This window comes from Streptomyces sp. NPDC006265, from assembly GCF_040613555.1.
GTDB lineage: Bacteria > Actinomycetota > Actinomycetes > Streptomycetales > Streptomycetaceae > Streptomyces.
Window position 1 is genome coordinate 1 of record NZ_JBEXSH010000241.1, and the last position, 10681, is coordinate 10681.

Sequence of the window (10681 nt, forward strand, 5' to 3'; positions counted from 1 at the left end):
GCGACTTCGTCGCCCTCGTCCGCGACCGGGCCGTCGGCCTCCTGGCCGTCCCCGGCACACCCAAGTCCGACTCCTGCGCCCTGGCCCGCTCCTGCGAACTCGCCGTCCGGCTGGCCCTGTCGTGCGTGACCGCGCCACCCGGCGAGGGCGGCGTCGCCGGTCTGGTCCGCAACGCGCTACAGAGGCAGGCCGGGTGACGGAAAGTCAGTGTGCCGACCCCGACAACTGCAGCCCGATCACACCGATGACGACGAAACTGATCGACACGATCTTCAGTGTGGACACCAGGTCGCCCAGGAACACCATGCCGTAGATGGCCGTTCCCGCTGCCCCGATGCCGGTCCACACCGCGTACGCGGGACCCACGTCGAGCCGTCTCAGCGCCAGGGTCAGCAAGCCGAAGCTGCCGAGGGCGAAGATGCAGAACGCGACCGTCGGCCACAGCCGGGTGAAGCCGTGCGACAGCTTCAGACACACCGCGAAGCCGGTCTCGAGCAACCCGGCCACGATGACCAGCAGCCACGCCATGAGTCGTCCTCCCGTTTCCCACGTTCAGTGACCGCTTCGTCAGTTCCGTCGCGCTCGTCGGGCCATGGCCAGGCTTGCATCCGGCTTGGGTGCGATTATGCACTTACCGTCCGCACGCCGGGACAAACAACGCGGAGGTCAGTCGCCTTCCTTGCGCTCACGCGCGGCCAGCAGCCGGCGCAGCGAGTACAGCCGCGCCGGATCCGCGTGCCCCTCGGCCACCCAGGCGTCCAGCGCGCAGTCCGGCTCGTCGTGGCTGCACGCGCGCGGGCAGCCCTCGGTGCCCGGCTCCAGCTCGGGGAAGGCGTGGATGACCCGGGAGGGATCCACGTGGTTGAGCCCGAAGGACCGCAGGCCCGGGGTGTCGATCACCCAGCCGTCGTCGCCCGAGAGCGGCAGCGCCAGCGCCGAGGTGGTGGTGTGCCGGCCGCGGCCCGTCACCGCGTTCACATGGCCCGTCGTACGCCGCCGTTCCACGGGCACCAGCGCGTTCACCAGGGTCGTCTTGCCGACTCCGGAGTGGCCGACGAACGCGGTGATCTTGCCGTCGAGCTGCTCCCGCACCCGGGCGAGGGCGACCCCGCTCTCCAGCTCCGCGCGGCTGGTGACGACGTAGGGGATGTCGAGGTCGCCGTACAGCTCCAGCAGCTTCTCGGGCGGGGCGAGGTCCGACTTGGTCAGCACCAGCAGCGGATCCAGGCCACCGTCGTAGGCGGCGACCAGACAGCGGTCGATCAGCCGGGGGCGGGGCTCCGGGTCGGCCAGGGCGGTGACGACGGCCAGCTGGTCGGCGTTGGCCACGACCACCCGCTCGAACGGATCGTCGTCGTCCGCCGTGCGACGCAGCACGGATGTGCGCTCCGCGATGCGCACGATCCTCGCCAGCGTGTCCTTCTTGCCCGTCAGGTCACCGACGAGGGCCACGCGGTCGCCGACCACCGCCGCCTTGCGGCCCAGTTCGCGGGCCTTCATCGCCAGGACCACACGGTCCTCGACGAGGCAGGTCAGACGGCCCCGGTCGACGGTGAGGACCAGACCCTCGGCGGCGTCCTCGTGCTTGGGGCGGATGTTCGTCCGGGGCCGGGTGTTCCGGCGGCCCGGACGGCTGCGGATGTCGTCCTCGTCGGTGTGCTTGCCGTAGCGGCGCATGACGTGATCCCTGCGTCCTACGCCCCGAGCATCCCGGTCCACAGATCGGGGAAGTCGGGCAGGGTCTTGGCCGTCGTCGCCACGTTCTCGATCTGCACGCCCTCCACCGCGAGCCCGATGATCGCGCCGGCCGTGGCCATGCGGTGGTCGTCGTAGGTGTGGAAGATCCCGTCGTGCAGCCGGCGGGGGCGGATGTGCAGACCGTCGGCGGTCTCCGTGACGTCACCGCCGAGTTCGTTGATCTCCTTGGTCAGCGCGGCCAGCCGGTCCGTCTCGTGCAGCCGCAGGTGCGCCACGCCGCGCAGGGTCGACGGGGAGTCCGCGAGGGCCGCGACCGCCGCGATGCCCGGCGTCAGCTCGCCGACCTCGCCCAGGTCGACGTCGATGCCGTGCACCGCGCCGGAGCCGGTGAACACCAGCCCGTACTCGGTCAGTTCGCAGGAGCCGCCCATCTCGGTGAAGATCTCGCGCAGCCGGTCACCGGGCTGCGTGGTGCGGGAGGGCCAGTCCGGGACGACGACCTTGCCGCCGGTCACCAGTGCCGCCGCGAGGAACGGCTGGGCGTTGGACAGGTCCGGCTCGACGACCAGGTCCCGGCCCAGCAGGGCGCCCGGCGAGACCCGCCACACGTTCGGCTCGCCGCCCGACTCGGGCGTGTCCACCTGGGCGCCGACCGCGCGCAGCATGTCGACGGTCATGCGGATGTGCGGCATGGAGGGCAGGGTGGTGCCGGTGTGGCGGACCTCGACGCCCTGGTTGAAGCGCGGGCCGGACAGCAGCAGGGCGCTCACGAACTGGGACGAGGAAGAGGCGTCGATGGCGACCGTGCCGCCCTCGAGGGCCCCGTTGCCGTGCACGGTCATCGGCAGGGCGCCGCGGCCGTCGTCGTCGATCCGGGCGCCGAGCTGACGCAGCGCGTCGATGACGCCGTTCAGCGGGCGCTCATAGGAGCGGGGGTCGCCGTCGAACCGGACGGGGCCGTCGGCGAGCGCGGAGACCGGCGGCAGGAACCGCATCACCGTGCCGGCGTTTCCGACGTCGACCGTGGCCGGGCCGCGCAGGCCCGAGGGGATCACCCGCCAGGCCTCACCGGTGCCGTCAGGGCCCACGCCCTCCTCGATCTCGATGCCCATCGCGCGCAGCGCCCCGGCCATCAGCAGGGTGTCCCGGGAGCGCAGGGGCCGGCGCAGCCAGCCGGGCTCGGACGCGAGGGAGGCGAGGACCAGGGCACGGTTGGTGACCGACTTGGACCCGGGCACGTGGACCGTCGCGTCGACGGATCCGCTCGCGTGCGGGGCGGGCCAGAGGGCGGTGTCTGCGGTGTTCGGGGCCATGGCCCCACTTTATAAGCAGGCCGTCTTGCGAGTGCGGCGCAGTGGGGGCCGGTCGCGCCCGCGTGGTGAAGCCGCACACGGCGGTGACCGCGCGCCCCTCGGGCCGGCCGTCACATCTCCAGCAGCCAGCGCCCTCCGCCGATCAGCGAGCACAGCGACACCGCGTGGAAGAGGAAGAACCACAGCCCCGCCGGTACGTGCGTCAGCCGGGACAGCTGGTCGGCGTCCGAGTCGCCCGCCCCGCCCCTCGCCCGCTTCGCCTGGAGTTCGAAGGCCGGGCGGACTCCGCCGATCAGCAGGAACCACACCACCGCATACGCGAACGCCGCCTGGACCTGGGGACCGGCCAGCCAGGACACCAGCACGAACAGACCGCCGGTGACGAGCATCGTCAGGGCGCCGTAGGCGTTGCGGATCATCACGAGCATGGTCAGCAGCAGGGCCGTGGCCAGCCACAGCAGGAGGGTGATGCGGCCGCCGCCCAGCAGGGCCGCGCCGCCGAGGCCCAGCAGGGGCGGGGCGGTGTAGCCCGCGGCGGCGGTCAGGATCATGCCGATGCCGTACGGCTTGCCGCGGCTGACGGTCAGGCCACTGGTGTCCGAGTGCAGGCGTATGCCGGTGAGGGTGCGGCCGGTCAGCAGAGCCACGAGCCCGTGGCCGCCCTCGTGGGCGATGGTGATGGCGTTGCGGGAGATGCGCCACAGGCCGTGCGGGATCACCACGGCGAGCGCGGCGCCCAGGGTCGCGACCACCACCCACAGGTCGGGGTCGGGCTGCGTGCCGGACACCTCGTCCCAGAGGGAGGCGAGCGAGGCGGTTGCGGTGCTGTCCATGTAAGGCTTTGGCTCCCTGTGGGCGATCCAATGGGGGCGGCGCGCGGCGCCGTCGTTGAGGGGTGGTGGTCGGGCGACGGGTGGGCCTGGCAGTGTGGCACGTATGTGCGGACGGTATTCAGCGAGTCGTAGGCCAGAGGATCTCGCAGGAATCTTTGAGATCGAGAAGTGGGAGCCGGAGGAGATCCTCGAGCCGGACTACAACGTGGCACCCACCAAAGAGGTCTACGCCGTTCTGGACCGCCCCCTGAAAGACGCGGACGACCCGCGGCCGGTTCGGCAGCTGCGCACGCTGAAGTGGGGACTCGTCCCGTCCTGGTCGAAGACCCCCGAGGGCGGTGCCCGGATGATCAACGCTCGCGCGGAGACCGTTCACGAGAAGCCGTCCTTCCGTCGCGCCTTCACCTCCCGGCGCTGCATCCTGCCCGCCGACGGCTACTACGAGTGGGTCACCGGCACCCAGGAGCGCGAGCTGGAGGTCGAGGGCAAGAAGAAGCGGCCCCGCAAGCAGCCGTACTTCGTGACCCCGGCCGACGGGTCGGTCTTCGCGATGGCCGGGCTGTACGAGTTCTGGCGCGACAAGACGCTGCCCGACGACCACCCGCAGGCCTGGTGGGTCACCTGCTCGGTCATCACCACGGAGGCCGAGCAGAGCCCGCTCGCGGTGTCCCCGGCGGACGGGCCGCGGGCGCTCGCCGAGATCCACCCCCGGATGCCGCTGATGCTGACGCCCGACCGCTGGGACGACTGGCTGGACCCGTCCCGCACGGACGCCGACGACCTGCGCGAGCTGCTCGCCCCGCCGCCCGCCGGGCTGATGCGGGCCTACCCGGTCGCCACGGCCGTCAGCAACGTCCGCAACAACGGGCCGGAGCTGCTGAAGGAGCTGGAGGGGCCCGAAGAGGGCACACTCTTCTGACGTGACGCATGTGACGAAGACGGCCGGGACGACCACCGAGACCGTCGAGACCGACGCCGGAACCGCCCGCATCACCTGGCACGCGGCGAAGAAGGCCCGGCTGGTCCTCGCCGTGAGCCACGGCGCGGGCGGCGGCATCGAGGCCCGCGACCTGACGGCCCTGGCCGAGGTCCTGCCCGCCCACGGGGTGACCGTCGCCCGGGTGGAGCAGCCCTGGCGGGTGGCCGGGAAGAAGCTCGCCCCCGCCCCGAAGACCCTGGACGCCGGCTGGCGCGGCATCTGGCCCGCGCTGGCGAAGTCCGGACTGCCGGTGATCTCCGGCGGGCGCAGCGCCGGGGCCCGGGTGGCCTGCCGCACCGCGACCGAGCTGGGCGCCCGCGCCGTGCTCGCGCTCAGCTTCCCGCTCCACCCGCCGGGCAAGCCGGAGAAGTCCCGCGCCGACGAGCTGCTGGGCTCCGGGGTGCCCACCCTGGTCGTGCAGGGCGGCAACGACCCGTTCGGGAAGCCGGCGGAGTTCCCCGAGGGGACGTACGCGCTCGTGGAGGTCCCGTACGGGGATCACGGCTTCGCTGTGCCCAAACGTGCAGACATCTCGCCGGACGAGGCCGTGGCGGTCATCACGGACGCCGTCGTGGGGTGGACCGGGTCACTCGGGTAAAGCTTCGGGAATGACGGGGCGGCGGTCACTGTTGTGCGGGACGTACGTGCTGGAGACCAGCGCCGATGTCTTAGGAGAGGGAGTCCGCCGCATGGGTTCGACCATCTGCCCGACCCGCAGCAGCCGCGCCGACCTGGACTGGACGGTGCTGCACGCGGCCAGGACCGCCCCTATTCGGGCGGCGGGCGGACCGGATCGTCGTCTATCCTCCGATTCGGGTGAGACCGGTCTCGGTCTCACGAGAACACTCGAGGAGGTGGGTCCGGTCACAGGGACCGACGCAGGGACCGACAACGGCCAGGCGGAGCAGCCCGAGGGCCAGGGCGGCACGAGCACGGAGACCGCGACCGAGCGCAGCGCGCGCTTCGAGCGGGACGCGCTCGAGTTCCTCGACCAGATGTACTCGGCCGCACTGCGCATGACGCGCAACCCGGCCGACGCCGAGGACCTGGTGCAGGAGACGTACGCCAAGGCGTACGCGTCCTTCCACCAGTTCCGGGAGGGCACCAACCTCAAGGCGTGGCTGTACCGGATCCTCACCAACACCTTCATCAACTCGTACCGCAAGAAGCAGCGCGAACCTCAGCGCTCCGCGGCCGAGGAGATCGAGGACTGGCAGCTCGCCCGTGCCGAGTCGCACATGTCGACGGGCTTGCGCTCCGCGGAGTCGCAGGCGCTCGACCACCTGCCCGACTCGGACGTGAAGGAGGCGCTCCAGGCGATCCCCGAGGAGTTCCGCATCGCCGTCTATCTCGCGGACGTCGAGGGGTTTGCCTACAAGGAGATCGCCGACATCATGGGGACACCCATCGGAACGGTGATGTCCCGGTTGCACCGGGGCCGCCGTCAGCTGCGCGGCATGCTGGAGGATTACGCCCGTGACCGCGGGATGGTCCCGGCCGGTGCCGGAGAGTCGAACGAAGCGAAAGGCTCGGGGTCATGAGCTGCGGAGAGCCGCACGAGACGGATTGCAGCGAAATCCTCGATCATCTCTACGAGTTCCTCGACCGTGAGATGCCGGACTCGGACTGCGTGAAGTTCGAGCACCACTTCGAGGAGTGCTCGCCCTGCCTCGAGAAGTACGGGCTCGAGCAGGCCGTGAAGAAGCTCGTCAAGCGCTGCTGCGGGCACGACGACGTGCCGGGCGACCTGCGGGACAAGGTCATGGGGCGGATCGACCTGATCCGCTCCGGCCAGGCCGTCCCCGATCAGGACGTCACGGCCTCGTCCGCCACGCCTCAGGAGTCCTGACACTCCTGCACTTTTTCAACTACCCCGCTTCTGCAGGGGTAGTCACCCTCGAACACGTCACTCGAACGTGCTAATCCGCGGGTAGTCGACCCGCGGACCCCCTGCCGCCGTCCTAGGCTCCGGTGCCTGACGGACATGGCCGGGGGAGGGGCTCATGAAAGCGGTACCGGCGCGGGCACGTGTCTACATCGCCTGTGTCGCCATCGCCGCGCTGCTCTGCCTGCTGCCGCTGCCGGGCGTCCGCACGCCCTGGTGGGCGGTCGCGCTGCTCGCAGCGCTGTACGCGGGCTGCGAGCGCGTGGCCCGGTCCCGGTTCGTGGGGATCTCCCACCCGGCCGGGACCTTCTACCCCGTACTGCTCGCCGGTGCCTTCCTGCTGCCGGCACCCGCGGCGGCGCTGGTGGTCGTGCCCGGCGCGCTGCTCTCGCAAGTCGGTCAGCGGCCCGTGGCGCTGCGGCGCGTCTGGCGGGCCGCCCAGCTCGTCCTCGGGGTGTGGGCCGCTGCCGAGGTGCACCGGCTGCTCGGCGGGCGGGACGCGGTGGAGGCGGGCGACGTCCCGTACGCCCTCGGGCCGACCGGAGCAGCCGTGCTGGCGTTCTGTCTGGTGCTCGCGCTACTCGACGGCGGCATCCTGGCCGTCGCGGAACGGGTGCCGGTGCGGCGGGCCTGGCGCGGCCTGGTGGCCCGCTCGCTCGCGCCGATCGCCGTGCACGGCCTCGCCGGTCTGATGATGGCCGTCCTGTGGCGCAGCCCCTACGGACCCGTCTCCGCGCTGCTCGTACTGCTGCCCATGTGCGTCTCATGGTGGGCGTTCGCGCAGTACCACCGGGAACGCGCCGCCCATCAGGCGACCATCCGGGCGCTGGTGCAGGCCGTCGACATCAAGGACGGGTACACCCGCGGGCACAGCGAGCGCGTCGGGCAGGCCTCCATGATGATCGCACGTGAGCTGGGCATGGCCGACGAGCGCGTGGAGGTGCTCCGCTTCGCCGGGATCCTGCACGACGTGGGCAAGCTGGGCGTGCCCACCCGGCTGCTCAGGAAGGACGGGCCGCTGACACCCGAGGAACGGCGGGTGATCGAGCTGCACCCCGAGTACGGGCACGAGATGGTGCGCGGCATCGGTTTCCTCGGCGAGGCCCGCGCCGCCGTACTGCACCACCACGAGCGGCTCGACGGCAGCGGCTACCCCTACGGGCTGGTGGGCCGTCAGATCCCCGAGTCCGCCCGGGTCGTGGCGGTCGCGGACGCCTTCGACGCCATGACCTCCACCCGCAGCTACAGCAGGGCCCGGCCCGTCTCCGTGGCCCTGGCGGAGCTGGAGCGGTGCGCGGGCAGCCAGTTCGATCCGGTGATGGTCGCGGCGCTCGTCGAGGCCGTCGGGCGCACGGGATGGCACCCCGCCGTGACCGCCGACGACGAGGAGACCCGCCCGCCCCGGGTGCCCCCGCCCGGCACCCGCCTGGCCGGCCGTCCGGGAGCACACCGATGAGCGCGTACCGGCCGCCCCCGCTCCTCACCCTCGTCCACGCCTGTGCCGCCCTCTTCGCAGCCGGCTCCCTCGGCGTCACCCTTCACCACGGCCTCGAGGAACGCCGGGTCGCCCTCGCCTTCGGGGTCCTCGTCACCGTCGGAGAGCTCACCCGGCGCCACCGCGCCCGGGTCCGGGAGCCGGCACCCCTCGGGGCCGCCGCGGCCCTGGCCTACGCCCTGCTCGGAGAGGCGGGCGGCCGGGCCACCCACCACGGCCCGGGCCAGGTCGTCGCCGTCGTGCTGGCCGCCTCGCTGCTCGGCAGCGTCCCGCACGTCGCACGCGGGCAGGGGCCCACCCTCGACCACCTGGCGCGCCGGGTGCTCACCGTCGGATTCGTCTCCTTGTGCTTCCAGCCCCCCTACAACCGGGGCATGTTCGACGACTGGGGCGGTCCCGCCTACGCCCTGCTGCTCCTCGCGCTGCTGTCCCTGACCGCGCTGTGCGACGCGGTGCTCGCCGCCGCCCTGGCCCACACCCGCACCGGCTGGCCCTTCGGGCCGGTGCTGAGGGACGAGCTGCGGGCCGTATGCGGCATCGGGTCCGCCGTCATCGCCACCGGTGCGGTGATGGCGCTGGCGGTCGCCGTGGTGGGGCTGTGGGCGCTGCCCGTCTTCTCCGTTCCGCTGCTGCTCGCCCAGATGGCGTTCCGCCGGTACGCCGCCGTCCGGGCGACCTACCGGCAGACCATCGCCTCCCTCGCCCGGGCCACCGAGGTCGCCGGATACACCCCCTGCGGCCACGCCCGGCGCGTGGCCGCCGTCAGCAAGGCGGTGGGGCGCGACCTGGGGCTGACCGAGCCCGAGCTCGCCGTGCTGGAGTACGCCGCGCTCATGCACGACATCGGCCAGCTGAGCCTCGTCGACCCGGTGCCCGCGGGCGCCACCGCCGCGCTGCCCGCCGCGGAACAGCGGCGGATCGCCCTGCTCGGCGGAGCCGTCGTACGGCAGACGGGCGTCGACGAGGCGGTGGCCGTGGTCGTGGAGCGGCAGGCCGACCCCTACGCCGAGCAGCCGCTCGCCGCGCGAATCGTCCGGGCCGTGAACGCGTACGAGGAGAAGTCCCGGGAAGGAGGGCCCGGCGGGCTGCTGACGGCGTTGGAGGAACTCCGGCTCGCCACCTCCGGGACGTACGCCCCGGAGGTGGTGGAATCACTGGCCCGCGTACTGGCAAGGAGCAGTCTGACCCTGCCCGTGGCTGGGTAACCCATGGGTAATGAGCGCCCTCGAGGCCGTACGTGGTTGGATGCGAAGGAGAAGGTGTCCGGGGGCTCGAAACACAGCTACGGCCAGCCCACCGCACGGAACTGGCAGGCGGGAATCGTGAGGATCTTCGGCAAGGGACGGCACCGGCCCTCCGCCTCCTGGCGGCAGGCCACGGACCGGGCGTTCACCCTCATCGGCGACGGCCGGTACGAGGACGCGGGCGCACTGTTGACACGTGCCGCCGATCTGGAGCCCTGGCTTTCCGAGTCCTGGTTCAACCTCGCGCTGCTGCACAAGTTCCGGCACGACTGGGAGCAGGCGCGGGCGGCCGGACTCAGGGCCGTGGCGCTGCTCGACCGGGACACCGGCGCGCCCGACTGGTGGAACGTCGGCATCGCCGCGACCGCGCTCCAGGACTGGCCGCTGGCCCGCCGTGCCTGGCAGGCCTACGGGCTGCGGGTGCCAGGGCCGGCCAACGACCCCGGTGAACCCCTCGGCATGGACCTCGGCAGCGCGGCCGTACGGCTGTCCCCGGAGGGGGAGGCCGAGGTCGTGTGGGGGCGGCGGCTGGATCCCGCGCGGATCGAGGTGCTGTCCATCCCGCTGCCGTCGTCGGGGCGACGCTGGGGCGAGGTCGTCCTGCACGACGGGGTGCCGCACGGGGAGCGCACGATCGCCGCCGGGCACACGTACCCGGTGTTCGACGAGATCGAGCTGTGGGCGCCGTCGCCCGTGCCGACCTGGGTGGTGCTGCTGGAGGCGGCGACGGAGGCGGACCGGGACGCGCTGGAGCAGCTGGCCGGGGACGCAGGGTTCGCCGCGGAGGACTGGTCCTCGTCGGTGCGGTTGCTGTGCCGGATGTGCTCGGAGTCCCGGATGCCGTCGGACGAGGGCGACGGGGAACATCTCGATCCGCACGATCACAGTGAGCCGGGGCACCCCGGGCCACTGGGGCACCGGACGGACGGGCAGCTGTGGGTTCCCGAGCGGGAGTGCGGGCTGGCTGCGCCGGCTGCGCTGGTCCGGGGGTTGCTGGACGGGTGGGTGGCGGACAGTCCGGATTCTCGTGACTGGCGGGATCTGGAAGAGGTGTGCTAGTGCCGCGACAGGCAACGTTCGCCCCGTCACGACGCCCGGCACGCTCGCCCACGCTCTCGACTCCGCTCGGGCAGGGGGTGCCCCCACTCGCCGCACCGGCCGAAACCCCGAGTACGTCCAGTACGAGGGCTTCCGGCCGGCACGCCGAGAGCACGCACCGGACGCCGCTCCTCAA

Annotated in this window: 11 protein-coding genes and 1 pseudogene; 8 read left to right on the forward strand and 4 right to left on the reverse strand. The window is 72.3% G+C overall.

Going from position 1 to position 10681, the window contains the following annotated elements; genetic code table 11:
• Nucleotides 1-197: pseudogene (locus ABZ281_RS20435) on the forward strand (TetR/AcrR family transcriptional regulator); the annotation flags it as partial.
• 7 nt (nucleotides 198-204) lie between these two features.
• Here the strand turns inward: ABZ281_RS20435 and ABZ281_RS20440 are convergent.
• The 4 genes from ABZ281_RS20440 to ABZ281_RS20455 form a co-directional block, all read right to left on the reverse strand.
• On the reverse strand, nucleotides 205-528 hold the full coding sequence (locus tag ABZ281_RS20440) for a multidrug efflux SMR transporter (protein WP_356657390.1): 324 nt from the start codon (nucleotides 526-528) through the stop codon (nucleotides 205-207).
• A gap of 138 nt (nucleotides 529-666) precedes the next feature.
• Nucleotides 667-1677: a ribosome small subunit-dependent GTPase A gene (gene rsgA / locus ABZ281_RS20445; protein WP_356657392.1), complete on the reverse strand. Its 1011-nt coding sequence runs from the start codon at nucleotides 1675-1677 to the stop codon at nucleotides 667-669.
• A 17-nt stretch (nucleotides 1678-1694) separates the two neighbouring features.
• Nucleotides 1695-3011: a 3-phosphoshikimate 1-carboxyvinyltransferase gene (gene aroA / locus ABZ281_RS20450; RefSeq protein ID WP_356657394.1), complete on the reverse strand. Its 1317-nt coding sequence runs from the start codon at nucleotides 3009-3011 to the stop codon at nucleotides 1695-1697.
• Nucleotides 3012-3121: 110 nt separating this feature from the next.
• Complete coding sequence (locus ABZ281_RS20455) at nucleotides 3122-3844, reverse strand: M50 family metallopeptidase (protein ID WP_356657396.1); 723 nt, start codon at nucleotides 3842-3844, stop codon at nucleotides 3122-3124.
• A gap of 103 nt (nucleotides 3845-3947) precedes the next feature.
• On the opposite strand from ABZ281_RS20455, the gene ABZ281_RS20460 reads away from it, so the two are divergent.
• From ABZ281_RS20460 to ABZ281_RS20490, 7 genes are all read left to right on the forward strand, one after another.
• Entirely contained in the window at nucleotides 3948-4763 is an 816-nt protein-coding gene (locus ABZ281_RS20460; protein WP_356657398.1) for an SOS response-associated peptidase, read from the forward strand.
• A gap of 10 nt (nucleotides 4764-4773) precedes the next feature.
• Nucleotides 4774-5421, forward strand: coding sequence for an alpha/beta family hydrolase (locus ABZ281_RS20465; protein ID WP_356657405.1), 648 nt, complete (start codon nucleotides 4774-4776; stop codon nucleotides 5419-5421).
• Nucleotides 5422-5677: 256 nt separating this feature from the next.
• Nucleotides 5678-6364, forward strand: coding sequence for an RNA polymerase sigma factor SigR (gene sigR, locus ABZ281_RS20470; protein WP_333934068.1), 687 nt, complete (start codon nucleotides 5678-5680; stop codon nucleotides 6362-6364).
• Nucleotides 6361-6672, forward strand: a complete 312-nt coding sequence (rsrA, locus tag ABZ281_RS20475; RefSeq protein WP_356657400.1) for a mycothiol system anti-sigma-R factor — start codon at nucleotides 6361-6363, stop codon at nucleotides 6670-6672. The genes sigR and rsrA overlap by 4 nt, the downstream gene beginning before the upstream one ends.
• 154 nt (nucleotides 6673-6826) lie before the next feature.
• Nucleotides 6827-8164, forward strand: coding sequence for an HD-GYP domain-containing protein (locus tag ABZ281_RS20480; protein ID WP_356657401.1), 1338 nt, complete (start codon nucleotides 6827-6829; stop codon nucleotides 8162-8164).
• Entirely contained in the window at nucleotides 8161-9408 is a 1248-nt protein-coding gene (locus tag ABZ281_RS20485; RefSeq protein WP_356657403.1) for an HD domain-containing protein, read from the forward strand. The genes ABZ281_RS20480 and ABZ281_RS20485 overlap by 4 nt, the downstream gene beginning before the upstream one ends.
• Before the next feature lie 117 nt (nucleotides 9409-9525).
• Nucleotides 9526-10506 carry a hypothetical protein gene (locus ABZ281_RS20490; protein WP_356657407.1) on the forward strand — a complete coding sequence of 327 codons (981 nt, stop codon included), beginning with the start codon at nucleotides 9526-9528 and terminating at the stop codon, nucleotides 10504-10506.
• The last annotated feature ends 175 nt before the right edge of the window (nucleotides 10507-10681 follow it).